The organism is Burkholderia sp. Ac-20392 (assembly GCF_017104585.1).
Lineage (GTDB): Bacteria > Pseudomonadota > Gammaproteobacteria > Burkholderiales > Burkholderiaceae > Burkholderia > Burkholderia lata.
In genome coordinates, this window is the sequence record NZ_JAAGPB010000024.1 from 1 (window position 1) to 26,782 (window position 26,782).

General features: G+C 64.6%; 24 protein-coding genes and 1 tRNA gene. 20 read left to right on the plus strand and 5 right to left on the minus strand.

Going from position 1 to position 26,782, the window contains the following annotated elements; genetic code table 11:
* Window positions 1-270: 270 nt before the first annotated feature.
* From carA to G3N99_RS05790, 5 genes are all read left to right on the plus strand, one after another.
* Window positions 271-1,416 (plus strand): glutamine-hydrolyzing carbamoyl-phosphate synthase small subunit, encoded by a 1,146-nt coding sequence (gene carA, locus G3N99_RS05770; protein WP_041492797.1) that lies wholly within the window; start codon window positions 271-273, stop codon window positions 1,414-1,416.
* Window positions 1,417-1,453: 37 nt separating this feature from the next.
* A complete protein-coding gene (gene leuE / locus G3N99_RS05775) occupies window positions 1,454-2,113 on the plus strand; it encodes a leucine efflux protein LeuE (RefSeq protein WP_174915262.1) in 660 nt (219 codons plus the stop codon).
* Between the two features lie 49 nt (window positions 2,114-2,162).
* Window positions 2,163-5,417 (plus strand): carbamoyl-phosphate synthase large subunit, encoded by a 3,255-nt coding sequence (gene carB / locus G3N99_RS05780; protein WP_174987142.1) that lies wholly within the window; start codon window positions 2,163-2,165, stop codon window positions 5,415-5,417.
* Between the two features lie 118 nt (window positions 5,418-5,535).
* A complete protein-coding gene (greA, locus tag G3N99_RS05785) occupies window positions 5,536-6,012 on the plus strand; it encodes a transcription elongation factor GreA (protein WP_011351601.1) in 477 nt (158 codons plus the stop codon).
* A 14-nt stretch (window positions 6,013-6,026) separates the two neighbouring features.
* Window positions 6,027-6,485: a DUF4149 domain-containing protein gene (locus tag G3N99_RS05790; protein WP_011351602.1), complete on the plus strand. Its 459-nt coding sequence runs from the start codon at window positions 6,027-6,029 to the stop codon at window positions 6,483-6,485.
* A gap of 79 nt (window positions 6,486-6,564) precedes the next feature.
* Here G3N99_RS05790 and G3N99_RS05795 read toward each other — a convergent pair whose 3' ends face one another.
* A complete protein-coding gene (locus G3N99_RS05795; RefSeq protein ID WP_166963144.1) occupies window positions 6,565-7,092 on the minus strand; it encodes a YhbY family RNA-binding protein in 528 nt (175 codons plus the stop codon).
* A 193-nt stretch (window positions 7,093-7,285) separates the two neighbouring features.
* On the opposite strand from G3N99_RS05795, the gene G3N99_RS05800 reads away from it, so the two are divergent.
* The 11 genes from G3N99_RS05800 to phoR all read left to right on the plus strand — a co-directional run bounded on the left by G3N99_RS05800 (window position 7,286) and on the right by phoR (window position 19,530).
* Complete coding sequence (locus tag G3N99_RS05800; protein ID WP_174941229.1) at window positions 7,286-7,948, plus strand: RlmE family RNA methyltransferase; 663 nt, start codon at window positions 7,286-7,288, stop codon at window positions 7,946-7,948.
* Between the two features lie 166 nt (window positions 7,949-8,114).
* Window positions 8,115-10,013, plus strand: a complete 1,899-nt coding sequence (ftsH, locus tag G3N99_RS05805) for an ATP-dependent zinc metalloprotease FtsH (protein WP_122944991.1) — start codon at window positions 8,115-8,117, stop codon at window positions 10,011-10,013.
* Window positions 10,014-10,048: 35 nt separating this feature from the next.
* A complete protein-coding gene (gene folP, locus G3N99_RS05810; RefSeq protein ID WP_206121883.1) occupies window positions 10,049-10,990 on the plus strand; it encodes a dihydropteroate synthase in 942 nt (313 codons plus the stop codon).
* Between the two features lie 27 nt (window positions 10,991-11,017).
* Window positions 11,018-12,373 carry a phosphoglucosamine mutase gene (gene glmM, locus G3N99_RS05815; RefSeq protein ID WP_206121884.1) on the plus strand — a complete coding sequence of 452 codons (1,356 nt, stop codon included), beginning with the start codon at window positions 11,018-11,020 and terminating at the stop codon, window positions 12,371-12,373.
* A 454-nt stretch (window positions 12,374-12,827) separates the two neighbouring features.
* Window positions 12,828-13,862 (plus strand): phosphate ABC transporter substrate-binding protein PstS, encoded by a 1,035-nt coding sequence (gene pstS, locus G3N99_RS05820; RefSeq protein ID WP_174934835.1) that lies wholly within the window; start codon window positions 12,828-12,830, stop codon window positions 13,860-13,862.
* A gap of 94 nt (window positions 13,863-13,956) precedes the next feature.
* A complete protein-coding gene (gene pstC / locus G3N99_RS05825) occupies window positions 13,957-14,943 on the plus strand; it encodes a phosphate ABC transporter permease PstC (protein WP_011351610.1) in 987 nt (328 codons plus the stop codon).
* On the plus strand, window positions 14,940-15,833 hold the full coding sequence (gene pstA, locus G3N99_RS05830; RefSeq protein WP_206121885.1) for a phosphate ABC transporter permease PstA: 894 nt from the start codon (window positions 14,940-14,942) through the stop codon (window positions 15,831-15,833). Before pstC ends, pstA begins: the two co-directional genes overlap by 4 nt.
* A 15-nt stretch (window positions 15,834-15,848) precedes the next feature.
* The gene (gene pstB / locus G3N99_RS05835; RefSeq protein WP_011351612.1) at window positions 15,849-16,697 is read left to right on the plus strand and encodes a phosphate ABC transporter ATP-binding protein PstB; all 849 of its coding nucleotides are present in this window, start codon (window positions 15,849-15,851) and stop codon (window positions 16,695-16,697) included.
* A gap of 18 nt (window positions 16,698-16,715) precedes the next feature.
* On the plus strand, window positions 16,716-17,420 hold the full coding sequence (gene phoU, locus G3N99_RS05840) for a phosphate signaling complex protein PhoU (protein WP_043182294.1): 705 nt from the start codon (window positions 16,716-16,718) through the stop codon (window positions 17,418-17,420).
* Between the two features lie 31 nt (window positions 17,421-17,451).
* Window positions 17,452-18,153: a phosphate regulon transcriptional regulator PhoB gene (gene phoB, locus G3N99_RS05845; RefSeq protein WP_011351614.1), complete on the plus strand. Its 702-nt coding sequence runs from the start codon at window positions 17,452-17,454 to the stop codon at window positions 18,151-18,153.
* Window positions 18,154-18,210: 57 nt separating this feature from the next.
* The gene (gene phoR / locus G3N99_RS05850) at window positions 18,211-19,530 is read left to right on the plus strand and encodes a phosphate regulon sensor histidine kinase PhoR (RefSeq protein ID WP_174941235.1); all 1,320 of its coding nucleotides are present in this window, start codon (window positions 18,211-18,213) and stop codon (window positions 19,528-19,530) included.
* Between the two features lie 128 nt (window positions 19,531-19,658).
* On the opposite strand, the gene ppk1 is transcribed toward phoR, so the two are convergent.
* Window positions 19,659-21,722 (minus strand): polyphosphate kinase 1, encoded by a 2,064-nt coding sequence (gene ppk1 / locus G3N99_RS05855; RefSeq protein WP_174941237.1) that lies wholly within the window; start codon window positions 21,720-21,722, stop codon window positions 19,659-19,661.
* Window positions 21,723-22,001: 279 nt separating this feature from the next.
* On the opposite strand from ppk1, the gene ppx reads away from it, so the two are divergent.
* Entirely contained in the window at window positions 22,002-23,516 is a 1,515-nt protein-coding gene (gene ppx / locus G3N99_RS05860) for an exopolyphosphatase (protein WP_174934829.1), read from the plus strand.
* Window positions 23,517-23,613: 97 nt separating this feature from the next.
* On the opposite strand, the gene G3N99_RS05865 is transcribed toward ppx, so the two are convergent.
* Together G3N99_RS05865 and G3N99_RS05870 are read right to left on the minus strand one after the other, a co-directional pair.
* The gene (locus tag G3N99_RS05865; RefSeq protein WP_174934827.1) at window positions 23,614-24,048 is read right to left on the minus strand and encodes a hypothetical protein; all 435 of its coding nucleotides are present in this window, start codon (window positions 24,046-24,048) and stop codon (window positions 23,614-23,616) included.
* Between the two features lie 354 nt (window positions 24,049-24,402).
* Window positions 24,403-24,479: transfer RNA gene (locus G3N99_RS05870), tRNA-Pro, on the minus strand.
* Between the two features lie 160 nt (window positions 24,480-24,639).
* Between G3N99_RS05870 and sixA the strand changes: the two genes are divergently transcribed.
* Together sixA and G3N99_RS05880 are read left to right on the plus strand one after the other, a co-directional pair.
* Window positions 24,640-25,101: a phosphohistidine phosphatase SixA gene (sixA, locus tag G3N99_RS05875; protein WP_174934815.1), complete on the plus strand. Its 462-nt coding sequence runs from the start codon at window positions 24,640-24,642 to the stop codon at window positions 25,099-25,101.
* A gap of 170 nt (window positions 25,102-25,271) precedes the next feature.
* Window positions 25,272-26,078: a GNAT family N-acyltransferase gene (locus G3N99_RS05880; protein ID WP_011351620.1), complete on the plus strand. Its 807-nt coding sequence runs from the start codon at window positions 25,272-25,274 to the stop codon at window positions 26,076-26,078.
* Window positions 26,079-26,279: 201 nt separating this feature from the next.
* Here G3N99_RS05880 and G3N99_RS05885 read toward each other — a convergent pair whose 3' ends face one another.
* Window positions 26,280-26,450: a hypothetical protein gene (locus tag G3N99_RS05885; RefSeq protein WP_011351621.1), complete on the minus strand. Its 171-nt coding sequence runs from the start codon at window positions 26,448-26,450 to the stop codon at window positions 26,280-26,282.
* 136 nt (window positions 26,451-26,586) lie between these two features.
* Here G3N99_RS05885 and G3N99_RS05890 point away from each other — a divergent pair, with 136 nt between their 5' ends.
* Window positions 26,587-26,763, plus strand: coding sequence for a hypothetical protein (locus G3N99_RS05890; protein WP_174941319.1), 177 nt, complete (start codon window positions 26,587-26,589; stop codon window positions 26,761-26,763).
* Window positions 26,764-26,782 lie beyond the last annotated feature (19 nt).

Sequence of the window (26,782 nt, forward strand, 5' to 3'; positions counted from 1 at the left end):
CATATCGATTGAAGATAGGGCCATTTTCAGGCTATAATTTGAAAGTTTGTGCTGATCAACCTCGCACCCTAGCGCCCACCTCATTCATCCCGTTCATCCGCCGCACGCCGCCTGCCGGGCGATGCCGCGAAGCCTCGTGCGCCACGCGCCGGGTTCGCGTCTCGACAACGCAGGCCGCGTCCAGCAAGCGACCACGCGCGCCCACGCAGCGCGGCGCTCGCGCGGCAGGGTAGACAGGTCGGCAGCAGGGTGTTCCCCAAGGAGCCTCCCGTGTTGCCGTCTTTTACTCCCGCCTTGCTTGCACTCGCCGACGGCACGGTCTTTCGTGGTTATTCGATCGGGGCCGAAGGCCACACGATCGGCGAAGTCGTGTTCAATACCGCGATCACCGGCTATCAGGAAATCCTGACTGATCCGAGCTACTCGCGCCAGATCGTCACGCTCACCTATCCGCATATCGGCAACGTCGGCGTCAACGCCGAAGACGTCGAAGCCACGAAAGTCCATGCCGCCGGCCTGATCATCCGCGATCTGCCCTCGCTCGCATCGAACTTCCGCATGGACCGCACGCTCGGCGATTACCTGCGCGACGAAGGTGTCGTCGCGATCGCCGGCATCGACACCCGCAAGCTGACCCGTATCCTGCGCGACAAGGGCGCGCAGAACGGCTGCATCCTGACGGGTTCGGACGACGAAGCGAAGGCGATCGAGCTCGCGCGCTCGTTCCCGGGTCTCGCGGGCATGGATCTCGCGAAGGTCGTGTCGACCACGAAGCCGTTCGAATGGAAGCAGACCGAATGGCGCCTCGAAGGCGGCTACGGCATGCAGGAAGCGCCGAAGTATCGCGTCGTCGCATACGATTTCGGCGTCAAGTACAACATCCTGCGCATGCTCGCGGAGCGCGGCTGCCACGTGACGGTGCTGCCGGCACAGGCGAGCGCGGAAGATGCGCTCGCACTGAATCCGGACGGCGTGTTCCTGTCGAACGGCCCCGGCGATCCGGAACCGTGCGACTACGCGATCGCGGCCACGAAGCAATTCATCGAGCGCGGCGTGCCGACCTTCGGCATCTGCCTGGGTCACCAGATCATGGGCCTCGCGGTCGGCGCGAAGACGCTGAAGATGAAGACGGGCCACCACGGCGCGAACCACCCGGTGAAGGATCTCGGCGACGGTCGCGTGGTGATCACGTCGCAGAACCACGGCTTCGCGGTCGATGCGGATTCGCTGCCGGCCAACGCGCGCGTGACGCACGTGTCGCTGTTCGACGGCACGCTGCAGGGCTTCGAGCTGACCGACAAGCCGGCATTCTGCTTCCAGGGCCACCCGGAAGCGTCGCCCGGCCCGCATGACATCGGCTATCTGTTCGACCGTTTCACCGCGCTGATGGACGCGGCGAAGCAGCGCAACGCTTAACGTCAACGACGCAACCGAAGGACGGGAGATTCGCATCATGTTCGGCCACGCACTCGGCATCACGGATATCTGGACCTACGTGTTCGGCGTGATCTTCATCATCCTGCTGCCGGGGCCGAACTCGATGTACGTGCTGTCGCTCGCGGCGCAGCGCGGCGTGAAGGCCGGCTATCGCGCCGCGTGCGGCGTGTTCGTCGGCGACACGGTGCTGATGGTGCTGTCCGCCGCCGGCGTCGCGTCGCTGCTGAAGGCGAACCCGCTGCTGTTCTCCGTCGTGAAATACGGCGGCGCCGCGTATCTGCTCTACATCGGCACCGGCATGCTGCGCAGCGCGTGGCAGAAGCTGCGCGCGCCGGCCCATGCGCCGGCCGATGCGCCGCCCGCGGTCGACGGCGAGCGGCCGTTCCGCAAGGCGCTGATCGTGAGCCTGCTGAATCCGAAGGCGATCCTGTTCTTCATCTCGTTCTTCATCCAGTTCGTCGACCCGGCATTCCCGCATCCCGCGCTGTCGTTCGTCGTGCTCGGGGCGATCGCGCAATGCGCGAGCTTCCTGTACCTGAGCACGCTGATCTTCGCGGGTGCGCGGCTTGCCGAGCACTTCCGTCGCCGCCGCAAGCTTGCAGCAGGCGCGGCGAGCAGCGTGGGCGGCCTGTTCATCGGATTCTCGGTGAAGCTCGCGCTCGCCACGATGAGCTGAGCGCAGCCGGCCGACCCACGACAACGATTACTTATTGAATTCACAAGCCATGCCAAAACGCACAGACATCAAGAGCATCCTCATCATCGGCGCCGGCCCGATCATCATCGGCCAGGCGTGCGAGTTCGACTATTCGGGCGCGCAGGCTTGCAAGGCGTTGCGTGAGGAGGGCTACAAGGTCGTTCTCGTCAACAGCAACCCGGCGACGATCATGACCGACCCGAACACGGCCGACGTGACCTACATCGAGCCGATCACGTGGGAAGTCGTCGCGCGCATCATCGAGAAGGAGCGCCCGGACGCGATCCTGCCGACGATGGGCGGCCAGACCGCGCTGAACTGCGCGCTCGACCTGCATCACCACGGCGTGCTCGAGAAGTTCGGCGTCGAGCTGATCGGCGCGTCGCCGGAAGCGATCGACAAGGCGGAAGACCGCCAGAAATTCAAGGAAGCGATGACCAAGATCGGTCTCGGTTCCGCGAAGTCGGGCATCGCGCACTCGCTGGAAGAAGCGACCCAGGTGCACGCCGAGATCATGGCGCTCACCGGCGGCAGCGGCTACCCGGTCGTGATCCGTCCGTCGTTCACGCTTGGCGGCTCGGGCGGCGGCATTGCGTACAACCGCGAAGAGTTCGAAGAGATCTGCAAGCGCGGCCTGGATCTCTCGCCCACGCGCGAGCTGCTGATCGAAGAGTCGCTGCTCGGCTGGAAGGAATACGAGATGGAAGTCGTGCGCGACCGCGCCGACAACTGCATCATCGTCTGCTCGATCGAGAACCTCGACCCGATGGGCGTGCACACCGGCGACTCGATCACGGTCGCGCCGGCGCAGACGCTCACCGACAAGGAATACCAGATCCTGCGTAACGCATCGCTCGCGGTGCTGCGCGAGATCGGCGTCGACACGGGCGGCTCGAACGTGCAGTTCTCGATCAACCCGAAGGACGGCCGCATGGTCGTCATCGAAATGAACCCGCGCGTGTCGCGTTCGTCGGCGCTCGCATCGAAGGCGACGGGCTTCCCGATCGCGAAGGTCGCGGCGAAGCTGGCAGTCGGCTACACGCTCGACGAGCTGAAGAACGAAATCACCGGCGGCCAGACCCCGGCGTCGTTCGAGCCGACGATCGACTACGTCGTCACGAAGATCCCGCGCTTCGCGTTCGAAAAATTCCGCGAAGCCGATTCGCGCCTGACCACGCAGATGAAGTCGGTCGGCGAAGTGATGGCGATCGGCCGCACGTTCCAGGAATCGTTCCAGAAGGCGCTGCGCGGCCTCGAAGTCGGTGTCGACGGTCTCGATGAGAAGTCGACCAACCGCGACGAGATCGCGATCGAGATCCACGAGCCGGGTCCGGACCGCATCTGGTACGTCGGCGACGCATTCCGCATCGGCATGACCGCCCAGGAAATCTTCGCGGAAACCGCGATCGACCCGTGGTTCCTCGAGCAGATCGAGCAGATCATCCTGAAGGAAAAGGCGCTCGGCGGCCGCACGCTCGCGTCGCTGTCGTTCGACGAACTGCGCTACCTGAAGCAGAGCGGCTTCTCCGACCGCCGCCTCGCGAAGCTGCTCGGCGCGACGCCGGAAGACGTCCGCAAGCGCCGCGTCGAACTCAACGTGCGCCCGGTCTACAAGCGCGTCGACACCTGCGCGGCCGAATTCGCGACGAAAACCGCGTACATGTACTCGACCTATGAGGAAGAGTGCGAGGCGCAGCCGACCACCAACAAGAAGATCATGGTGCTGGGCGGCGGCCCGAACCGGATCGGCCAGGGCATCGAGTTCGACTACTGCTGCGTGCACGCGGCGCTCGCGATGCGCGAGGACGGCTACGAAACTATCATGGTCAACTGCAACCCGGAAACGGTGTCGACCGACTATGACACGTCCGACCGCCTGTACTTCGAGCCGCTGACGCTGGAAGACGTGCTCGAGATCGTCGACAAGGAAAAGCCGGTCGGCGTGATCGTCCAGTACGGCGGCCAGACGCCGCTGAAGCTCGCGCTCGACCTCGAAGCGCACGGTGTGCCGATCGTCGGCACGTCGCCGGACATGATCGATGCGGCCGAAGACCGCGAACGCTTCCAGAAGCTGCTGCAGGACCTCGGCCTGCGCCAGCCGCCGAACCGCACCGCACGCGCCGAAGACGAAGCGCTCGCGCTGGCTGCTGAAATCGGCTATCCGCTGGTCGTGCGCCCGTCGTACGTGCTGGGTGGCCGCGCGATGGAAATCGTCCACGAGCCGCGCGACCTCGAGCGCTACATGCGCGAGGCCGTGAAGGTGTCGAACGATTCGCCGGTGCTGCTCGACCGCTTCCTGAACGACGCGATCGAGTGCGACGTCGACTGCATCTGCGACGGCGAAGCCGTGTTCATCGGCGGCGTGATGGAGCACATCGAGCAGGCGGGCGTCCACTCGGGCGACTCGGCATGCTCGCTGCCGCCGTACTCGCTGTCGAAGGAAACCGTGGCCGAGCTGAAGCGCCAGACGGGTGCGATGGCAAAGGCGCTGAACGTGGTCGGCCTGATGAACGTGCAGTTCGCGATCCAGCAGGTGCCGCAGGCGGACGGTTCGAAGCAGGACATCATCTACGTGCTGGAAGTGAACCCGCGCGCATCGCGCACGGTGCCGTACGTGTCGAAGGCGACCAGCCTGCCGCTCGCGAAGATCGCGGCGCGCGCGATGGTCGGCCAGAAGCTCGCGCAGCAGGGCGTGACGAAGGAAGTCGTGCCGCCGTACTTCAGCGTGAAGGAAGCGGTGTTCCCGTTCGTCAAGTTCCCGACCGTCGATCCGGTCCTCGGGCCTGAAATGCGTTCGACCGGCGAAGTGATGGGTGTCGGCCAGACGTTCGGCGAAGCGCTGTTCAAGTCGCAGCTCGCGGCCGGTTCGCGCCTGCCGGAGTCGGGCACGGTGCTGCTGACCGTGATGGACGCCGACAAGCCGAAGGCAGTCGAAGTCGCGCGCATGCTGCACGACCTCGGCTACCCGATCGTCGCGACCAAGGGTACGGCTGCCGCGATCGAAGCGGCCGGCGTGCCGGTGAAGGTCGTGAACAAGGTGAAGGATGGCCGTCCGCACATCGTCGACATGATCAAGAACGGCGAGATCGCACTCGTGTTCACGACGGTCGATGAAACGCGCCAGGCGATCGCCGATTCGCGTTCGATCCGCATGAGCGCACAGGCGCACAAGGTCACGTACTACACGACGATGTCCGGCGCGCGCGCGGCGGTTGAAGGCTTGCGCTACCTGAAGGATCTGGAAGTCTATGATTTACAAGGTCTTCACGCTCGCCTAAACTAAGCAGTCAGTTACCTGTCGAAGCAACACGTGCCGCGATTAGGCGGTGTTTCCAGTGCATCGGAAACGCGCTTAATCGCGGTGATTTTTTTTATAGCCGTTTTTAGCGATTGAGCCGTTTATGAGCACCATTCCGTTGACAAAGCGTGGCGCAGAACTCCTGCGCGATGAATTGCAGCGCCTCAAGTCCGTCGAGCGGCCGGCCGTGATCAACGCGATCTCGGAGGCCCGCGCACAGGGCGATCTGTCCGAAAACGCCGAATACGATGCTGCGAAGGAAAAGCAGGGCTTCATCGAGGGTCGTATCGCGGAACTCGAATCGAAGCTGTCGGCTGCGCAGGTCATCGATCCGACTGTGCTCGATGCCGAAGGCCGTGTGGTTTTCGCATCGACCGTCGAACTCGAGGATCTCGAGTCGGGCGACACCGTCAAGTACCAGATCGTCGGTGACGACGAAGCCGATATCGATCACGGCCTGATCTCGGTCAGCTCGCCGATCGCACGCGCACTGATCGGCAAGTCCGAAGGCGACGTCGCGGCCGTGCAGGCGCCGAGCGGCGTGCGCGAGTACGAAATCATCTCGGTCAGCTACATCTGAAGCGGGGCGACGTGATGCCGCATCGCGTGTTCCGTCTGCTGTCGGCCGTGTGGGTCGGCAGCCTGCTGACGATCGGGTATGCGGTCGCGCCCGTACTGTTCAAGACGCTGGAGCGGATGACGGCCGGTTCGGTCGCCGCCCAGCTGTTCCGTATCGAGGCGATCCTCGGTGTCGTATGCGGCGTGCTGCTGCTTGCGCTGTCGAACCAGCAGGTGCGGCGGGGCAGCAACGAATATCGCCGCGTGCGCTGGGTCGTCGCCGCGATGGTCGTGTGCGTGCTGGTCGGGTATTTTGCGCTGCAGCCGTTCATGAACGCGCTGCGGGTGGCTGCGATGGACGCGGGCACCGATATTGCGAACTCGCCGTATGCGAGCCGCTTCGGGATGCTGCACGGCGTCTCGAGCGTGTTCTACCTCGTCGAGAGCGTGCTGGGGCTGATGCTGATCTGGCGTCTGCCGGCGCGAGACGCCTGACGCGAATGCCGCGCAGGCCCGGTCGATGCCGGGCCCGCGGGCAGGGCGGCGGTACGGCGTAGCCGTGCCGCCCCAATGCTTACTTGTCCTGGAACGGACGCTTCGTGCTGGCCTGGCGCTTCTTGGCGCGCTTCACGTTACCGCCTGCCGTCACACGCTCGTTGCCGCGTACGACGACCTTCGTCGGCTTCGGACGGCGCACCGGGCTCGCGTTCGGCGACACCTTGACGACCTTGACGGTGCGCGGTGCACGGCCTTTCTTGTCGTCGACGGCTTCGGCCGCGCTCGGCAGCGTGCCGGCACGACGGCCGCGGGCCGGGGCTGCTGCGGCGGCTTCGGGCTTCCAGATCACCAGCAGCTTGCCGATGTGCTGGATCGGCGCCGCGCTCAGGCGATCGCAGATCTCGTCGTAGATCGCGATGCGCTCGTCGCGCTCGTCGCCGAACACGCGGATCTTGATCAGTTGGTGCGCGTTGAGGTGCACCTTGATTTCCTTCAGCACGGCGTCGGTCAGCCCTTCGGCGCCGATCAGCACGACGGGCTTGAGCGCATGGGCCTGGGAGCGCAGCGCGGAGCGCTCGGCGGGAGAAAGCGAAAGGGCGGGCATGGAAATGTCGAAATCTTAATAAGGGCGCGCTGACCGAAAAGCGATCGCGGGAAGTTACCGCGTCAGCCGTGCGCCGAAACCACGTAAAATCGCGGCTTGGGCCTGAAAAGGGGCCGCAGCCGCGCGAAGAAGACGCGTATTATCCGCTAAAAGCGCGGCTTCACGAAGCAATTAGCAGCAATCTCTCTCTCGAATGGCAAAAAACCGCTTCAACCAGCACTGGCTGCACGACCACATCAACGACCCCTACGTCAAAATGGCGCAGCGGGAGGGCTATCGCGCGCGCGCCGCGTACAAGCTGAAGGAAATCGACGAGCAGGACAAACTGATCCGTCCGGGCCAGGTGATCGTCGACCTCGGCGCGACGCCGGGCAGCTGGAGCCAGTATGCCCGCAACAAGCTCGCGCAGGGCAAGAAGCGTGACGCGGAGCGCGAAGGCGGCATCGACGGCACGATCGTGGCGCTCGACATCCTGCCGATGGAGCCGATCGCCGACGTCCACTTCCTCCAGGGCGACTTCCGTGAGGATGAAGTCCTTCACCAGCTCGAAGAAGTGCTCGAAGGGCGCGACGTGGACCTTGTTATTTCCGACATGGCCCCCAACCTCTCTGGCGTGGCCTCGGCGGACGCGGCGCGCATCGAGCATCTATGCGATCTGGCGCTCGAATTCGCGCAGAATCATCTGAAGCCGGACGGTGCGCTGCTCGTGAAGTGTTTTCACGGCAGCGGCTACAGCCAGATCGTCGAGAAATTCAAACAGCAGTTTAAGATCGTCGCGCCGCGCAAGCCGAAGGCGTCCCGCGACAAATCGTCCGAAACGTTCATTTTGGGTCGGCATCTGAAACGTCCGCGCTGATGCGCAACGGGGTGCCGCAAACGGGCTCCGGCCCTTGCCAGACAAGCGACGCGCTATCGCGGCGGTTGTCAATGCTTATGGCGAGGGTGGTCGGACTGGATTAGAATGACCGAGGGGCGCCGCAAGGAAAATGTAGGCGCTCGTCTACGAGTGAAGGAGTGGTGCTTTGAACAACAATATGTTTTCGAAGGCAGCGGTGTGGCTGGTGATCGCACTGGTGCTGTTTACGGTGTTCAAGCAGTTCGACAAGCCCCGCGTCCAGGAAGGCGTGTCCTATTCGCAGTTCATGGACGACGCCAAGAACGGCAAGGTCAAGAACGTCATCGTTCAGGGGCGCAACCTCACCGTCACTCCGGCTGATGGCCAGAAATACCAGATCGTGTCGCCCGGCGACATCTGGATGGTTGGCGATCTGATGAAGTACGGCGTGCAGGTCAGCGGCAAGGCCGACGACGAGCCGAACGCGCTGATGTCCGCGCTGTACTACCTCGGGCCGACGATCCTGATCATCGTGTTCTGGTTCTACATGATGCGGCAGATGCAGGGAGGCGGCAAAGGCGGCGCATTCTCGTTCGGCAAGTCGCGAGCGCGGCTGATCGACGAGAACAACAACGCGGTGAACTTCTCCGACGTCGCGGGCTGCGACGAAGCGAAGGAAGAAGTGTCCGAGCTCGTCGACTTCCTGCGCGATCCGCAGAAATTCCAGAAGCTGGGCGGTCGCATTCCGCGCGGCGTGCTGCTCGTCGGCCCTCCGGGTACCGGCAAGACGCTACTGGCCCGCGCGATCGCGGGTGAAGCGAAGGTGCCGTTCTTCAGCATTTCGGGTTCCGACTTCGTCGAAATGTTCGTCGGCGTCGGCGCGGCGCGTGTGCGCGACATGTTCGAGCAGGCGAAGAAGCATGCACCGTGTATCGTGTTCATCGACGAAATCGATGCGGTCGGCCGTCATCGCGGCGCCGGCATGGGCGGCGGTAACGACGAACGCGAACAGACGCTGAACCAGATGCTCGTCGAGATGGACGGCTTCGAGGCGAACTCGGGCGTGATCGTGATCGCCGCAACCAACCGTTCCGACGTGCTCGACAAGGCGCTGCTGCGTCCGGGCCGTTTCGACCGCCAGGTCTACGTTGGCCTGCCGGACATCCGCGGCCGCGAACAGATCATGCGCGTGCACCTGCGCAAGGTACCGATCTCGAACGACGTCGATGCGGCAGTCATCGCGCGCGGCACGCCGGGCTTCTCGGGCGCCGATCTCGCGAACCTCGTGAACGAGGCTGCGCTGTTCGCCGCACGCCGCGGCAAGCGTATCGTCGAGATGCAGGATTTCGAGGACGCGAAGGACAAGATCTTCATGGGTCCGGAGCGCAAGTCGGCCGTGATCCGCGAGGAAGCGAAGCGGGCGACCGCCTATCACGAGTCGGGCCACGCGGTGATCGCGAAGCTGTTGCCGAAGGCCGACCCCGTGCACAAGGTCACGATCATTCCGCGCGGCCGTGCGCTGGGTGTCACGTGGCAGTTGCCGGAGCATGACAACGAGACGTACTCGAAGGATTACCTGATGGATCGTCTCGCGATCCTGTTCGGTGGCCGGGTGGCGGAAGAGTTGTTCATGAACCTCGTCAGCACCGGCGCCTCGGACGACTTCAACAAGGCAACGCAGACGGCGCGTGCGATGGTGGCCCGTTTCGGCATGACCGACGCGCTCGGGCCGATGGTCTACGTCGACGACGAGAACGATGCATCGCCGTTCGGCCGTGGCTTCACGCGCACGATCTCGGAAGCGACGCAGCAGAAGGTCGACTCGGAAATCCGCCGCGTGCTCGACGAGCAGTACAGCCTTGCGCGCCGCCTGCTCGACGAGAACCGGGACAAGGTCGAGGCGATGACCGCCGCACTGATGGAGTGGGAGACGATCGATGCCGATCAGATCAACGACATCATGGAAGGCCGTCCGCCGCGCTCCCCGAAGAGTTCGCCGGCTGTCGGCGGCGATTCGTCGGGTGGTGGCAGCAGCGCCGAGGTGAAGCCCGGCAATGCGCCGGCACCTGCTTCGCCGGCGGCGTAATCTCCGCATAGCGCTTTAGCGCCGTTCACGGGCTGGTGTGGCTTCACACCGGCCCGTTTTGCATTCATTCACGCCAGTTGCTCGTGCCCGATTCCGCTGTTTCCCCATTCATTCCCGCGCCACTCCAGTGCGGCCGCTTCGAACTGACGTTCGAACGCCCGCTGGTGATGGGCATCCTCAACGCCACACCTGATTCGTTTTCGGACGGCGGCCGCTTCCTCGCGCGCGACGATGCGCTGCGCCAGGCCGAGCGGATGATTGCCGAAGGCGTCGACCTTCTCGATATCGGCGGTGAATCGACGCGCCCCGGCGCGCCGCCCGTGCCGCTCGACGAGGAGCTCGCGCGCGTGATCCCGCTCGTGGAAGCGCTGCGGCCGCTGAACGTGCCGCTGTCGATCGATACGTACAAGCCCGCAGTGATGCGTGCGGCGCTGGCCGCAGGCGCCGACCTGATCAACGACATCTGGGGGTTCCGCCAGCCAGGTGCGATCGATGCGGTGCGCGACGGCAACTGCGGGCTGTGTGCGATGCACATGCTGGGTGAGCCGCAAACGATGCAGGTCGGCGAACCCGATTACGGCGACGTCGTGACCGACGTGCGCGATTTTCTCGCCGAGCGCGCGCAGGCGCTGCGCGATGCGGGGATTGCGGCGGAGCGGATCTGCGTCGATCCCGGCTTTGGATTCGGCAAGGCGGTCATCGACGACAACTACGCGCTGCTGGCCGCGTTGCCGGACACGGCACCCGCGCGGCCCGACGGACGCGCGTATCCGATCCTCGCGGGCATGTCGCGCAAGTCGATGCTCGGCGCGGTGATCGGCGGCAAGCCGCCGATGGAGCGCGTCGCGGCGAGCGTGGGGGCCGCATTGTGCGCGGTCGAGCGCGGGGCGGCGATCGTGCGCGTGCACGACGTCGCGGCAACGGTCGACGCGCTGAAAATATGGAATGCCGTGCGCGAAGCTGCGCGGCAACGATAAGTCAGAAAACGAAGGAGGAAGGACCCCATGGGACGTCGATATTTCGGCACGGACGGCATTCGCGGTACGGTGGGCGACGCACCCATCACACCGGATTTCGTGTTGCGTCTCGGCTATGCGGCCGGCAAGATACTGGCCAGCTCGGCCGAGGTCGCGGCAGGCTCGCGTCCGACCGTGCTGATCGGCAAGGACACGCGCGTGTCGGGCTACATGCTCGAAGCCGCGCTCGAGGCCGGATTCTCGGCGGCCGGCGTTGACGTGATGCTGGCCGGCCCGATGCCGACACCGGGCGTCGCGTACCTGACGCGCGCGCTGCGCCTGTCGGCGGGTGTCGTGATCAGCGCATCGCACAACCCGTATCACGACAACGGGATCAAGTTTTTCTCCGCTGACGGCAACAAGCTGCCGGACGACACCGAAGCCGCGATCGAAGCGTGGCTCGACAAGCCGCTCGAATGCGCATCGTCCGACGGTCTCGGCAAGGCGCGCCGCCTTGACGATGCGGCCGGCCGCTACATCGAGTTCTGCAAGAGCACGTTCCCGGCCGCGTTCAACCTGCGCGGGCTGAAGCTGGTGATCGACTGTGCGCACGGTGCCGCGTACCAGATCGCGCCGCACGTGTTCCACGAACTCGGCGCGGACGTGATCCCGATCGGCGTCGCGCCGAACGGCTTCAACATCAACGACGGCGTCGGTGCGACCGCGCCCGACGCGCTGGTGCGCGCGGTGCGCGCGAACCACGCCGATCTCGGCATCGCGCTCGACGGCGATGCGGACCGCCTGCAGGTGGTCGATGCGACCGGTCGCCTGTACAACGGCGACGAGCTGCTCTACGTGCTCGTGAAGGACCGGATCGCGACCGACGGCAATGTCGAAGGTGCGGTCGGCACGCTGATGACGAACCTCGCGGTCGAAGTCGCGCTGCAGCGCGAGGGCGTGAAGTTCGTCCGCGCGGCGGTCGGCGATCGCTACGTGCTCGAACAGTTGCGCGAGCACGGCTGGCAACTCGGCGCGGAAGGCTCGGGCCACATCCTGTCGCTCGACCGCCACTCGACCGGCGACGGCATCGTGTCGGCGCTGCTCGTGCTGGCCGCGCTGAAGCGCAGCGGCCAGACCCTCGCGCAGATGCTCGACGGTGTCACGCTGTTCCCGCAGAAGCTGATCAACGTCCGGATGAAGCCGGGCGCCGACTGGAAGGGCAGTACGTCGATTCGTGCCGCGATCGACGCGGCCGAAGCCGCACTCGCCGGCAGCGGCCGCGTGCTGATCCGCGCATCGGGCACGGAGCCCGTGCTGCGCGTGATGGTCGAAGCGCGGCAGGCCGCTGACGCGGTCCGTCATGCGGAGACGATCGCCGACGCGGTGCGCGCGGCGACGACCTGACGCGCAGGGCCCGGCGCGGGGCGGTCAAACGCCCTGGCGTCGGCGTTCCTGGGAACGTGTACGCGGCGCCTTCGGGGCGCCGCGATTTCGTCAGACGCAAAGGTTTGCGATACCGATAAGAAGGGCACGTTGCCCACTGAATTCCGCAGTCGAGAAATAGTCTGACCCCAAATATCGGGCCAGTCACGAGCGGGGGCTTTCCATGGCGCAGACACTGCGCTACGATCCGCTCGCACCCAGGTAAAACGGGTAGTGTCCCCTCCCTTCCAGGCAGGCAGTTCTTGCCGCCACCGCCGTTCCGGCGCCGTCCGCGCGCCGCGCGACCGGCACCCGATACTCCCTTTCAACCAGTCATGTTACTGTCACGCCAGTTTCATCGATTGTCACATTACCGTCATGAGGAGCCCCTAACCTTCGCGGTGCCGTAGTCATCCGCTCACACACTGGAGGTCTCATGAAATTGATGCAAACCGCGATTGCCGGCCTGGCTGGCGCGCTTTTCGCCGTCGCCGCTCACGCTGCCGACATCACGGGCGCAGGCAGCACGTTCGCGATGCCGATCTATACGAAATGGGCTGCTGACTACCAGCAGACCGGCGGCGCGAAGGTCAACTACCAAGGTATCGGCTCGTCGGGCGGCCTGAAGCAGATCGTCGCGAAGACGGTCGATTTTGCCGGTTCGGACGCTCCGCTGAAGGATGACGAGCTTGCAAAGGAAGGCCTGTTCCAGTTCCCGACGGTGGTCGGCGGCGTGGTGCCGGTCGTCAACGTGCCGGGCGTGAAGGCCGGTGAACTGACGCTGTCGGGCCCGGTGCTCGGCGACATTTACCTCGGCAAGATCAAGAAGTGGAACGACCCGGCGATCGCCGCGCTGAACCCGAAGGTCAAGCTGCCGGACACGGACATCGCCGTGGTTCGCCGCGCTGACGGCTCGGGCACGAGCTTCATCTGGACGAACTACCTGTCGAAGGTCAACGACGAGTGGAAGTCGAAGGTCGGCGAAGGCACGACGGTCAACTGGCCGACGGGCACGGGCGGCAAGGGCAACGACGGCGTCGCAGCCTTCGTGCAGCGTCTGCCGGGCGCAGTCGGCTACGTCGAATGGGCGTACGCGAAGAAGAACAACATGGTCTACACGGCCCTGAAGAACTCGACGGGCACGGTGGTCGAGCCGAAGACGGAAACGTTCAAGGCCGCTGCTGCTGGCGCGAACTGGTCGAAGTCGTTCTACCAGATCCTGACGAACCAGCCGGGCAAGGAAGCATGGCCGGTCGTCGGCGCGACGTTCGTGCTGCTGCACGCGAAGCAGGACAAGCCGGAGCAGGGCGCGGAAACGCTGAAGTTCTTCAGCTGGGCGTTCAAGAACGGCGAGAAGGCTGCTGACAGCCTCGACTACATCTCGCTGCCGCCGGCAGTCGAAGTGGAAATCCGCAAGCAGTGGAAGGCGAAGGTGACGGACGCTTCGGGCAAGTCGGTCGCCGCAGAGTAAGCATTGCAGCGGTTCGCTGCCCGGCCGTGCCGGTCGGGCAGTGTGTGCGGTAAAGCCGGGCGTTACGGCGCCCGGCAATCAAAAGCAGGCACCCATGTCTGATATTTCCTATACGTCCTCACGGTCCGCCGACGTTGCGCAGCAACGCGCGCCGAGCCGCCTCGGGGATGTCGTATTCGGCGGTCTTGCACGGCTTGCCGCCATCGTGACCCTGCTGCTGCTCGGCGGGATCATCGTTTCCCTGATCATTGCGTCGATGCCGACCATCCAGAAGTTCGGCCTCGGCTTCCTGTGGCAATCCGAGTGGGATCCCAACTCGGACATCTACGGCGCGCTCGTGCCGATCTACGGCACGATCGTGACGTCGGTCATCGCGCTCGTCATCGCCGTGCCGGTCAGCTTCGGCATCGCGCTGTTCCTCACCGAGCTGTCGCCCGTGTGGCTGCGCCGCCCGCTCGGCATCGCGATCGAGCTGCTCGCCGCGATTCCGTCGATCGTGTACGGCATGTGGGGCCTGCTAGTGTTCGCCCCGATCTTCGCGGAATATTTCCAGAAGCCGCTCGGCCACCTGTTCAAGGACGTGTGGATTCTCGGTCCGCTGACCGCCGGCCCGCCGATCGGTATCGGCATCCTGGCAGCCGGCGTGATCCTCGCGATCATGATCATCCCGTACATCGCATCGGTGATGCGTGACGTGTTCGAAGTCACGCCCGTGCTGCTGAAGGAATCGGCCTACGGGATCGGCTGCACGACCTGGGAAGTGATGTGGAAGGTCGTGCTGCCCTATACGAAGACCGGCGTGATCGGCGGCGTGATGCTCGGCCTCGGCCGCGCGCTCGGCGAGACGATGGCCGTGACCTTCGTGATCGGCAATACGAACCTGCTCGACAGCATTTCTCTGTTCGCCCCGGGCAACAGCATCACGTCGGCGCTCGCGAACGAATTCGCTGAAGCGCAACCGGGCCTGCATACGTCCGCGCTGATGGAGCTGGGCCTGATCCTGTTCGTGATCACGTTCATCGTGCTGTCCATCTCCAAACTGCTGCTGCTTCGTCTCGAGAAGGGAGAGGGCAAGAAATGAGCGAGCCCATCATGAATTTCCCGGGTCCGGACGGCGCCGTGCTCGACGCGATGCGCAACCGCCTGCAGCGCAAGCGCAAGGCCATCAACGCGATCGCGCTGGCCGCATCGCTCGGCGCGATGGCCTTCGGCCTGCTGTGGCTCGTGTGGATTCTCTACACGACGGTGCATCTCGGCGTGAGCGGCCTGTCGCTGCAACTGTTCACGGAATCGACGCCGGCACCGAACACGGAAGGCGGCGGTCTCGCGAACGCGATCGTCGGCAGCTTGCTGCTGTGCGGTTTCGGCACGCTGGTCGGCACGCCGATCGGCATCCTCGCGGGCGTCTATCTCGCCGAATACGGCCAGAAGAACCTGTTGGCCAGCACGATCCGCTTCATCAACGACATCCTGCTGTCCGCGCCGTCGATCGTCATCGGCCTGTTCGTGTACGCGATCGTCGTCGCGAAGTCGGGGCGCTTCTCGGGCTGGGCCGGCGTGATCGCGCTCGCCCTGCTGCAGATTCCGATCGTGATCCGCACGACCGAGAACATGCTGAAGCTCGTGCCGAACGCGCTGCGCGAAGCGGCCTTCGCGCTCGGCACGCCGAAGTGGCGCATGGTGCTGAAGATCACGCTGCGCGCATCGGTCGGCGGCATCGTGACGGGCGTGCTGCTCGCCATCGCGCGTATCGCCGGCGAAACGGCGCCGCTGCTGTTCACCGCGCTGTCGAACCAGTTCTTCTCGTGGGACATGAGCCAGCCGATGGCGAACCTGCCGGTCACGATCTACAAGTTCGCGATGAGCCCGTTCGCGGAATGGCAGTCGCTGGCGTGGGCGGGCGTGTTCCTGATTACGCTCGGGGTGCTCGGACTCAACATCCTGGCGCGCTCGATCTTCTCGAAAAAGTAACGGCGGAGCAATCCGATGAATATGGCAGAAAGCCACCTGAATCCTGTCGAGCGCACTGCAGCGCCGGCCGGCACGCAAGAAGCGGCGCACGGCCGTCCGCTCGAGCCGCTGAACGCGAAGATCGAGGTCAACAACCTCAACTTCTTCTACAACAAGTTCCATGCGTTGAAGAACATCAACCTGAGCATTCCCGAAGGGAAGGTGACAGCGTTCATCGGCCCGTCGGGCTGTGGCAAGTCGACGCTGCTGCGCACGTTCAACAAGATGTTCGCGCTCTATCCGGAGCAGCGCGCCGAAGGCGAAATCATGATGGACGGCGAGAACCTGCTGACGACGAAGCGCGACATCTCGCTGCTGCGCGCGCGTATCGGCATGGTGTTCCAGAAGCCGACCCCGTTCCCGATGTCGATCTACGACAACATCGCGTTTGGCGTGAAGATGTTCGAAAAGCTCACGCGCTCGGAAATGGACGACCGCGTCGAGTGGGCGCTCACGAAGGCCGCGCTGTGGAACGAAGTGAAGGACAAGCTGAACCAGAGCGGCTATGGCCTCTCGGGCGGCCAGCAGCAGCGTCTGTGCATCGCGCGCGGCATCGCGATCCGTCCGGAAGTGCTGCTGCTCGACGAACCGTGCTCGGCGCTCGACCCGATCTCGACGGGCCGCATCGAAGAGCTGATCGCGGAGCTGAAGAGCGACTACACGGTCGTGATCGTCACGCACAACATGCAGCAGGCCGCACGCTGCTCGGATTTCACGGCCTACATGTACCTGGGCGAGCTGATCGAATTCGGCGAGACCGAAAAGATCTTCATCAAGCCGGTACGCAAGGAAACGGAAGACTACATCACCGGCCGCTTCGGTTGATGACGGAGAACAACAGCCATGTCGGATAAACATCTGTCGAGCCAGTTCGACGCGGACCTGAATGCCGTGTCGTCGAAAGTGCTGGAAATGGGCGGGCTCGTCGAGTCGCAGATCGTCGGCGCGATGCACGCGCTGAACGAATTCGATCGCGATGCAGCCGAAAAGGTGATCGCGAACGAGGAAGTCCTGAACGCGATGGAAGTCGACATCGACCAGGAGTGCGGCAACATCATCGCGCGGAGGCAGCCTGCTGCGCGTGACCTGCGCCTTTTGATGTCGATTTCGAAAACGATTACGAACCTCGAGCGCGCAGGCGACGAGGCCGAGAAGATCGCGAAGCGTGTGCGTCGCCTGGTCGACGAGCCGGCCGCGCGCACGGTCAACATCGCCGAGATCAAGGTGTCGGGCGAAATGGCCGTGACGATCCTGCGCCGCGCACTCGACGCGTTCGCGCGTCTCGATACGGTGGCCGCCGCACAGATCGTCAAGGACGACAAGGAAATCGACCTGGAATTCCGCGCGTTCGTGCGCAAGCTCGTGTCGTACATGCAGGAAGATCCGCGCACGATCTCGGTCGGTCTCGAGTATCTGTTCATCGCGAAGGCGATCGAGCGGATCGGCGACCACGCGAAGAACATCGCCGAATTCATCATCTACATCGTGAAGGGCACCGACGTGCGGCACCAGCCGCGCGACACGCTCGATCGCGAAGCCAACAGTTAATCGACTCCGTACAGGAAGAATAGAGGTGCCGATGCCCAGCAACATTCTCGTCGTTGAAGATGAGCCCGCGATTTCCGAACTGATCTCGGTGAATCTCCAGCACGCCGGTCACTGCCCGATCCGCGCGTACAACGCCGAACAGGCTCAAAACCTGATCAGCGACGTGCTGCCCGATCTCGTACTGCTCGACTGGATGCTGCCGGGCAAGTCCGGTATCGCGTTTGCGCGCGACCTGCGCAACAACGAACGGACCAAGCACATCCCGATCATCATGCTGACTGCCCGCGGCGACGAGCAGGACAAGGTGCTCGGCCTCGAAATCGGCGCGGACGACTACGTGACGAAGCCGTTCTCGCCGAAGGAGCTGATGGCGCGGATCAAGGCCGTGCTGCGCCGCCGCGCGCCGCAGCTGACCGAGGACGTCGTGGCGATCAACGGGCTGCGCCTCGACCCGGCCACGCATCGCGTCGCCGCGCATGCGGAAGGCAGCGAGATCAAGCTCGATCTCGGCCCGACCGAGTTCCGCCTGCTGCATTTCTTCATGACGCATCCGGAGCGCGTGCACAGCCGCACGCAACTGCTCGACCAGGTGTGGGGCGACCACGTGTTCGTCGAGGAGCGCACCGTCGACGTGCACATCAAACGATTGCGCGCGGCCTTGAAACCGGCCGGCTGCGATGCGATGATCGAGACCGTGCGCGGCAGCGGCTACCGGCTCGCCAAGCACGCGTAACGTATCCACGCATGCCGTGTGCCACGGCATGCCGTTCATTCTTTCGGGCGCTGAATCATGAACATCATCTGGGCGCGCTTTCTGGTGTCGCTCGTGCTGCTCGTGCTGATCGGCGTATTGGTCGGCGTCTTCGCCGGCCCGACCGCGGGCCTCGTGTTCGTGGCCGTGATGCTGGTCGCGCAGGGCTTTTTCAGCACCTTTCATACGCAACGTCTGTGGCGGCTGCTCGATGCACCGGTCTATGGCGAGGTGCCGAGTGCGCCGGGCATCTGGGGTGAGATCTACTATCGTCTGCACAAGCTTGCGAAGCAGTGGCATGCCCAGGTGCGTCAGGTTGAGCAGCAGCACTCGCGCTTCATCCAGGCGATCCAGGCGTCGCCGAACGGCGTCGCGATGCTCGATGACCACGACCAGATCGAGTGGTGCAATGCGATCGCCGAAGTTCACTTCGGCCTCGACGCGAAGCGCGACCTGCGCCAGCACATCACCAACCTGGTTCGCCATCCCGAGTTCGTCCGCTATCTGAACGCGCAGCATTACGACGAGACGCTCGTGATGCGCGGCATGGGCGATTCACGGCAGAACGTGCTGGAAGTGCAGGTGTTTCCGTACGGCGAGAATCGCAAGCTGCTGCTCACGCAGGACATCACCGAGCTCGAGCGGACCGACGCGATGCGGCGCGACTTCGTCGCGAACGTGTCGCACGAGTTGAAGACACCGCTCACCGTGCTGTCGGGGTTTCTCGAGACGATGCGCGAGCTGCCGCTGAACGAGGAAGACCGTGCCCGCTATCTCGAGATGATGGAGCAGCAGGCCTCGCGGATGCGGCACATCGTGACCGACCTGCTGGTGCTCGCGAAGCTGGAGGGCGAGAGCAAGCCGCCGCTCGATCGCGCGATCGACATGCGCGCCGTGTTCGACCATCTGAAGGAGGACGCGCAGACGCTGTCGAACGGGCATCACGACATCGCGTTCACGATCGACGAGACGCTCGGCGTCACCGGCGCGCAGACGGAGCTGTTCAGCGCGTTCGCGAATCTCGTCACGAATGCGATCCGCTATACGCCGGAAGGCGGCAAGATCGTCGTGACGTGGCGGCGCGAAGGTGCGCAAGGCGTGTTTTCCGTCACGGACAGCGGCTTCGGTATTCCGGCCGCAGACTTGCCGCGGTTGACCGAACGCTTCTACCGTGTCGACCGCAGTCGTTCGCGCGACACGGGTGGCACGGGGCTCGGCCTTGCGATCGTCAAGCACGTGCTGCAGCGGCATGACGCGCACCTGTACGTGCAGAGCGAGGAAGGGCGTGGCAGCACGTTCACCGCGCGCTTCCCGGGCTCGCGCATCATCGCGATCCGGCCGGCCGCATACGAGGCATGATCGCGTAACGGCATCCGTCACTCGTTCGGCGAGCGGCGGCATGTTGGATCCGCAACAAAAAAGCGCAGCCCGCGGGCTGCGCTTTTTTTATTGGCGACGCGGCGCGCGATTCGCGCCGTGTTGCCGGTTCAGGAACAGAACTTCGCGAGCAACCCGAGTTGCGCGTTGCGGATCGTCTTGCCGGCGCGACGGCGACGGTAGTGGCCGTCGCTGTGCATCTGCCATGCCGACTGGTTGTCGCCGAGGCACACCGACAGGCCTTCGGCGATCACGCGCCGCTTGAGCTTGCGATCGCGGATCGGGAACGCGACTTCGACGCGGCGGAACAGGTTGCGGTCCATCCAGTCGGCGCTCGACAGATAGACGTCCTCGGCGCCGTTCGCGTGGAAATAGTAGATCCGGTGGTGCTCGAGGAAGCGGCCGACGATCGAGCGCACGGTGATGTTTTCCGACAGCCCCGGCACGCCGGGTTTCAGCGCGCAGACGCCGCGCACGATCAGGTCGACCTTGACGCCGGCCTGCGACGCTTCGTACAGCGCGGCGATCACCGTCGGCTCCAGCAGCGCGTTCATCTTTGCGACGACGCGTGCGCGCTTGCCGGCGCGTGCATTGTCGATCTCGACGCGGATCGCGTCGATGATGCGCGGATGCAGCGTGAACGGCGACTGCCACAGCTCGTGCAGCGTGAGCTCGCCGCCGATGCCGGTCAGTTGCTGGAACACGTGATGGACGTCCTCGCAGATCTTCTGGTCGGCCGTCATCAGCCCGAAGTCGGTGTAGAGGCGAGCCGTACGCGGGTGGTAGTTGCCGGTGCCGAGGTGCACGTAGCGGCGCAGCGACGCCTTGCCGGCCTGCACGACGCGTCGCACGATCAGCATCATCTTCGCGTGGCACTTGTGGCCGACCACGCCGTACACGACATGCGCGCCGACGGCTTCGAGCTGCGACGCCCAGTTGATGTTGGTTTCCTCGTCGAAGCGCGCGAGCAGCTCGACGACGACCGTCACTTCCTTGCCGTTGCGCGCGGCTTCCATCAGCGCGTCCATCAGCGGCGAATCGGTGCCGGTGCGGTAGATCGTCTGCTTGATCGCAACGACGCTCGGATCCCTCGCGGCCTGCTGCAGCAGTTCGAGCACCGGCTGGAAACTCTCGTACGGGTGGTGCAGCAGGATGTCGCCGTTGTCGATCGCGTCGAACATCGTCGGCGCGTTGGTGATCGCGGACGGGGTCGACGCGGTGAACGGCGTGAATTTCAGGTCGGGGCGATCGACGAGATCGGGAATCTGCATCAGCCGCACGAGATTCACCGATCCCGCCACGCGATAGCAGTCCTTCTCGCTGAGTTCGCTTTCCACGAGCAGGCGCCGCACGATGTGCGGCGGCGTGTCGGCCGACACTTCGAGGCGCACCGCGTTGCCGAGGTGGCGCGCGGGCAGTTCGCCCTGCAGCGCGACGCGCAGGTTCGTGATTTCGTCTTCGTCGACGAACAGCTCGCTGTTGCGCGTGATGCGGAACTGGTTGCAACTCTTCACGGTCAGTTGCGGGAAGAGTTCACCGACGAAGTACTGCATGAACGAACTCAACAGCACGAAGCCGTGCTCGAAGCCCGACAGCGCGTGCGGCATGCGCACGACGCGCGGCAGCGCGCGCGGCGCCTGCACGATACCCATCACGGCCTGGCGGCCGAATGCGTCGCGGCCTTCGAGCTCGACGACGAAGTTCAGGCTCTTGTTCAGCACGCGCGGGAACGGGTGGGCGGGATCGAGGCCGATCGGCGTCAGTACGGGCAACAGCTCGTCGAGGAAGTAGTGTCGCGCCCATTCGAGCTGCTCGTCGTTCCACGTGTCGCTCGCATGGAAGTAGATGCCTTCCTGTTCGAGCGCGGGCAGCACGGTTTCGTGCAGCATCGTGTACTGTCGATGGACGAGCCGTTGCGCGCGTTCGACGACGAGGTCGTAAGCATGTTGTAACGACATGCCGTCGGGCGTCAGTGCGCCGGGGTTGTCGCGGATCTGCTCCTGCAGCCCGGCCATCCGGACTTCGAAGAATTCGTCGAGGTTGCTGCTGGTGATGCAGATGAAGCGGAGGCGCTCGAGCAACGGGACTTGCGGATCGGCTGCCTGGGCCAGCACGCGCTCGTTGAAACCGAGGATGCCGAGTTCACGATTGAGAAGCGGATAACGGACGGACATCGGCAGAGTAGGGGGTGATTCAGGCGATGATTCGAAAGGACGCTCGGAAACTCTCACGGTACGATGACGTGCTGATGACAATAATGTATTTATATCGGGAAATTCTACGCTGTAACCATTTCGTCTCATAAATGTTTCGACGATATGCAAACGAGCAGAGTGCATGCCCGTGAAGCGTGGCAATGGCAAGCGTTCCACGCTTAAAATGTCGCCTTTGATTGATCGCCCAGGGTTGCCGCATAGGCTGCCGTGGGAGAACGCGCACGGAGCCCCCTTCTGATGGTTACAACCCCCCACTTGCTGGCTGCCGTGGATCTCGGCTCGAACAGCTTCCGGCTGATCGTCGGTCGTGTCGAGGAAACGCCGGCAGGCAGCCAGATCTATCCCGTCGACGCGCTGCGCGAGCCGGTCCGGCTGGCCGCAGGCCTGTCGAGCGACAAGATGCTCGATCGCGCGTCGCAGGAGCGTGGCTGGGAGGCGCTCAAGCGGTTCGGCGAGCGCCTGCGCGATTTCCATCCCGATCATGTGCGCGCGGTGGCGACCAACACGCTGCGCGTCGCGAAGAATGCGGGCGAATTTCTCGGTGAGGCCGAAGCGGCACTCGGTTTCCCGATCGAAGTGATTGCGGGCCGCGAAGAAGCGCGGCTGATCTACGCGGGTGCCGCGCACTCGGTGCCGGCAAGCGCCGGCAAGCGGCTCGTCGTCGACATCGGCGGCGGCTCCACCGAATTCATCATCGGCTCGCACTACACGCCGATCGTGATGGAGAGCCTCTATATCGGCTGCGTGAGCCACAGCCGCACGTTCTTCCCGGCCGGCAACGTCGACGAATACACGATGCGGCAGGCCGAACTCGCGGCCAAGCGCGAGATCCAGATCATTTCAAGCGAGTACAAGAAGGCGGGCTGGGACCAGGCGATCGGCTCGTCGGGCACCGCGCGTGCACTCGCGGAACTCGTCGAGGCGAACGGTTTCAACGATCCGGGCATCACGCACGGCATTTCGCGCGGCGGCCTCGAACGGCTGAAGCGGGCGCTGATCAAGTCGGAGAACGTCAACCGGCTGAAGCTGATCGCGCTGAAGCCCGATCGCGTGCCGGTGCTCGCGGGCGGCCTCGCAATCATGCTCGCGGTGTTCGAGGAACTCGGTGTCGACTACGTCGATACGACCGACGGCGCGCTGCGTCTCGGTGTGCTGTACGACCTGCTCGGCCGGACGCAGCACGAGGACATGCGCGCGGTGACCGTCGAGGGCTTCACGCGCCGCTACGGTGTCGATCGCGCGCAGGCCGAGCGGATCGGCGCGCTGGCGGGGCGTTTCTTCGACGAGCTCGAAGAAGCCGATGAAGAAGCGCGCGAGGAAGGGCGGATGTTCCTTGGCTGGGCGGCCGCGTTGCACGAGATCGGTTTGTCGATCTCGCACAGCGCGTATCACAAGCACTCGGCCTATATCGCGAGCAACGCGGACATGCCGGGTTTTTCGCGCACCGACCAGGCGCGTCTCGCCGCGCTGGTGCTCGGTCACGCGGGCAAGCTCGGCAAGCTGTCGCAGGCGCGCGAGGTCGAGTGGCCGCTGCTGTTCTGCCTGCGGCTCGCGGCGCTGCTGTGCCGGCGCCGGACCGATGCCGGGCTGCCGGACATTTCCGTTTCGCAGATGAAGAAGGGCGGGTATGAAGTGCGCCTGCCGAGCGCATGGGTCGAGCAGAATCCGCTGACCGACTACAGCCTCAGCCAGGAGGCGGCCGAGTGGGAGAAGGTCGGTATCCCGTATCGCGTGGTGTACACCGGCGCGTAACGGGTCGACGCGAGGTCGATAGCGGGGCTGGGAGGGGCCGGGCAGCGGAAGGCTTGGCACTCCCTCAGGATGGCCGCATGATCGTCCTGACGGCCGCTCAGTCCGACGAGCAGACGATCGCGGTCAGGAATGGAAACGCCTGCTTGACGGTCGCGTCGCTGCCGGCCTTGCGCACGGCTTCCTCCACCGCGCTTTTCGTCCCGCGCACCACGACGCCATAGGCCCAGTCGCCGATCGGCGTGCCGTCGCCCGCGCGGAAGATCGGGTCGTTCGCCTGGTATCCGAGTACGACATACACGCCGAATCCGTACGCCGTCAGCGAGCGGCTCGTGCGGAAGGCGTTGACCGAGTTGGATTCGACGTGCATCGGCTCCGACTGGATGTCGCCGGCGGCGAGCAGCGGTGCGACGAACTTGTGGCCGGTCGAGTGGCAGTCGAGCGCGTCGTCGAGTGCTTTGGCCGACGCGGTGCCGGCAGTCGCGAACGCGAGCAGCGATGCGCAGAGTGCGGTCTTGAGAATGTTGTTTTTCATGCGCGGTGGCGGGTTGTCCACGCGCATTATCGCGTGTTCCGGCAAGTGCCGTATGCGGGCTGCGGATGGCGCGTTGGCTCGTATGCCGTCGGCGACCCGATGAGCCGGCGAGGCGGGCGCTCGATCATTTCCAGGCGGTTTTCCTGCATTGAAAGTGAAAGGCCGTCGGCCATTTGCGCTGCGCTGACCATCGAACAATGGCCGCCGTGGTGCGTCGATCGTTGTCGCGTCGACGCCCAAATTGATCCCTACAATGAACTGAGGCGCTGCGAACCGGGAATCCCGACTGACGCTCAAAAGGGCCCAGAAACGGAAAAGGGGCTACGGTGTTTAACCGTAACCCCTTGATTCCTTTGGTCGGAGCGATAGGATTCGAACCTACGACCCTCTGATCCCAAATCAGATGCGCTACCAGGCTGCGCTACGCTCCGACGAGCCAAAGATTGTATCGTTGAACGTTCGATCCGGTCAATCCCTATATGCGGGTAAATGCCGCGGCGGCGAGCCGTCCCGATTTGCGACAATTCGCCCGGTAATCGGCGGGCCCAGACGCATGGGCGCGGGGCCGCTCGCCGAAGCAAGGAGAACATCATGATGAACCTGATCCTGTGGCGCCATGCCGAAGCCGAAGACTACGCGTCGAGCGATCTCGCCCGCCAGTTGACCGTCCGGGGCCGCAAGGACGCGCAGGCGATGGCCAAATGGCTGCGCGGGCGGCTCGAGACGAACGCGGTGATCCTCGCGAGCCCGGCGGCCCGCACCGTGCAGACCGTCGAAGCGCTGACCGACCAGTACCGGACAGTCGATGCGCTCGCACCGGGCGGCAGCGTCGACGACGTGCTGGCGGCGGCCGGCTGGCCGGAAGGCATCGCGCCGACGGTCGTGATCGTCGGGCACCAGCCGACGCTCGGCAGCGTTGCCGCGCAACTGATCGCCGGCGGCGACGACAGCTGGAGCGTCAAGAAGGGCGGAATCGTGTGGCTCGCGAGCCGCACGCGTGACGGCAGCCGTCAGGCCGTGCTGCGCGCGGTATTGACGCCCGATCTGCTGTGAGGCCCGCCTGAAGGGCTTTGAAGGGATTCATCATACGGTTTCGCAAGCTTTCTGCTAAAGTCAATTCGGCGACACGTCATTGAAAGGACACGGTCGTGCCACATAACGGTCACGGCCGATTACTACATTGGCGGGCATGTCGTCCTATTCCTTACGACCAGGAAAGCCTAATGCGAGAACTGCCGACGCCTACGCTCCCTTTTGCCTCGCTGCCCCTCGACACGTCGCGGCGCCACCTGCCGCGCGCTGCTGAAACCGTCACATCGGAGTATCGCCTGCGCGCCGCGTGGGCGCGTACGGAAGACGAATTGCGCGAAGCCCAGCGCCTGCGTTACAGCGTGTTCGCCGAAGAGATGGGCGCGCAGGTCAGCGGCCCCTCCGGTCTCGACGTCGATCCGTTCGATGCGTACTGCGACCACCTGCTGGTTCGCGATCTCGACACCCTGAAGGTCGTCGGCACGTATCGCGTGCTGCCGCCGCACCAGGCGGCGCGTGTCGGCCGCCTGTATGCCGAAGGCGAATTCGACCTGTCACGCCTCACGCACCTGCGCGGCAAGATGGTCGAGGTCGGTCGCTCGTGCGTGCACAGCGACTACCGCAGCGGCGCCGTCATCATGGCGCTGTGGGGCGGCCTTGGCGCGTACATGATGCAGAACGGCTACGAGACGATGCTCGGCTGCGCGAGCGTGTCGATGGCCGACGGCGGCCACTATGCGGCGAACCTGTACCAGTCGCTGTCGGCAGGCTCGCTGACGGCGCCCGAATATCGCGCGTTCCCGCACACGGCCCTGCCGGTCGACGAACTGCAGACGGGCACCGTCGTGGCGCCGCCGCCGCTGATCAAGGGTTACCTGCGTCTCGGCGCGAAGATCTGCGGTGCGCCGGCCTGGGATCCCGACTTCAACTGCGCGGATTTCCTGACGCTGTTCCGCCTGTCCGACATCAACGCGCGCTACGCCCGCCACTTCCTGGGCTGAGCCGTCTGAATCGCGGTGCACCCGTCCGGGTGCGCGCAAGCGAACGCCGCCGCGTGGCACGAGCCGCGCGGCGGCGTTCGTCCATCTGGTCGATGTGTGTGAGTCGGACCCTGTTAATTTCGGCGATATGCGATCACCAGCGTGCCGCGGGACGGCACGTTCGGGAGCGGCCCCGGGAAGGGCCGGACGGCAGCGGCGCGCCTAGTGCTTGCGCCGCCAGTCGAGCAGGTGGTGTTCGGCCATCCAGTGATGGATCATCCCTTCGCCTTCATGGCTGCGCTTGTATTCGCGCGACTCGAAGAACGACAGGGCGACGAGCACCATCAGACCGACGAACAGGCCGATCAGGCCGGCAATTTCTTCAGACGACATGGCAGCCTCCTTTCCACGGCACAGCGCCATGCGTACATAGTAGGACATGCGCAGCGCGACTCCGAAGCAGGATTTCCGCTAGACTCGGCGCGGTCCCGGCGTGCGATGGGCGCGCCGATTTCCGGAGCCATACCCGATGACCCGTTTCATGCTGGCCGTGCTGGCCGCATCTTTCCTCGCCGCCTGTACCAGCGATCCGCATCAGGCCCGTCGCGGCCATCCGCCGGAAGATCCGGCCGACTATCACGGCGTGCCGACCGACATGACGCCGCCGTCGATGCTCGACGCGCCGCCGCCGAAACCCACGCAATAACGGCCGGGTCGACCCGCCG

Bases quoted from the DNA above. Each gene is read 5' to 3' on its own strand.
- leuE (WP_174915262.1), top strand. From the start codon at position 1,454: ATGTTCGGCCACGCACTCGGCATCACGGATATCTGGACCTACGTGTTC.
- carB (WP_174987142.1), top strand. From the start codon at position 2,163: ATGCCAAAACGCACAGACATCAAGAGCATCCTCATCATCGGCGCCGGC.
- greA (WP_011351601.1), top strand. From the start codon at position 5,536: ATGAGCACCATTCCGTTGACAAAGCGTGGCGCAGAACTCCTGCGCGAT.
- G3N99_RS05790 (WP_011351602.1), top strand. From the start codon at position 6,027: ATGCCGCATCGCGTGTTCCGTCTGCTGTCGGCCGTGTGGGTCGGCAGC.
- G3N99_RS05795 (WP_166963144.1), bottom strand. From the start codon at position 7,092: ATGCCCGCCCTTTCGCTTTCTCCCGCCGAGCGCTCCGCGCTGCGCTCC.
- G3N99_RS05800 (WP_174941229.1), top strand. From the start codon at position 7,286: ATGGCAAAAAACCGCTTCAACCAGCACTGGCTGCACGACCACATCAAC.
- glmM (WP_206121884.1), top strand. From the start codon at position 11,018: ATGGGACGTCGATATTTCGGCACGGACGGCATTCGCGGTACGGTGGGC.
- pstS (WP_174934835.1), top strand. From the start codon at position 12,828: ATGAAATTGATGCAAACCGCGATTGCCGGCCTGGCTGGCGCGCTTTTC.
- pstC (WP_011351610.1), top strand. From the start codon at position 13,957: ATGTCTGATATTTCCTATACGTCCTCACGGTCCGCCGACGTTGCGCAG.
- pstA (WP_206121885.1), top strand. From the start codon at position 14,940: ATGAGCGAGCCCATCATGAATTTCCCGGGTCCGGACGGCGCCGTGCTC.
- pstB (WP_011351612.1), top strand. From the start codon at position 15,849: ATGAATATGGCAGAAAGCCACCTGAATCCTGTCGAGCGCACTGCAGCG.
- phoU (WP_043182294.1), top strand. From the start codon at position 16,716: ATGTCGGATAAACATCTGTCGAGCCAGTTCGACGCGGACCTGAATGCC.
- phoB (WP_011351614.1), top strand. From the start codon at position 17,452: ATGCCCAGCAACATTCTCGTCGTTGAAGATGAGCCCGCGATTTCCGAA.
- phoR (WP_174941235.1), top strand. From the start codon at position 18,211: ATGAACATCATCTGGGCGCGCTTTCTGGTGTCGCTCGTGCTGCTCGTG.
- ppk1 (WP_174941237.1), bottom strand. From the start codon at position 21,722: ATGTCCGTCCGTTATCCGCTTCTCAATCGTGAACTCGGCATCCTCGGT.
- ppx (WP_174934829.1), top strand. From the start codon at position 22,002: ATGGTTACAACCCCCCACTTGCTGGCTGCCGTGGATCTCGGCTCGAAC.
- G3N99_RS05865 (WP_174934827.1), bottom strand. From the start codon at position 24,048: ATGAAAAACAACATTCTCAAGACCGCACTCTGCGCATCGCTGCTCGCG.
- sixA (WP_174934815.1), top strand. From the start codon at position 24,640: ATGATGAACCTGATCCTGTGGCGCCATGCCGAAGCCGAAGACTACGCG.
- G3N99_RS05880 (WP_011351620.1), top strand. From the start codon at position 25,272: ATGCGAGAACTGCCGACGCCTACGCTCCCTTTTGCCTCGCTGCCCCTC.
- G3N99_RS05885 (WP_011351621.1), bottom strand. From the start codon at position 26,450: ATGTCGTCTGAAGAAATTGCCGGCCTGATCGGCCTGTTCGTCGGTCTG.
- G3N99_RS05890 (WP_174941319.1), top strand. From the start codon at position 26,587: ATGACCCGTTTCATGCTGGCCGTGCTGGCCGCATCTTTCCTCGCCGCC.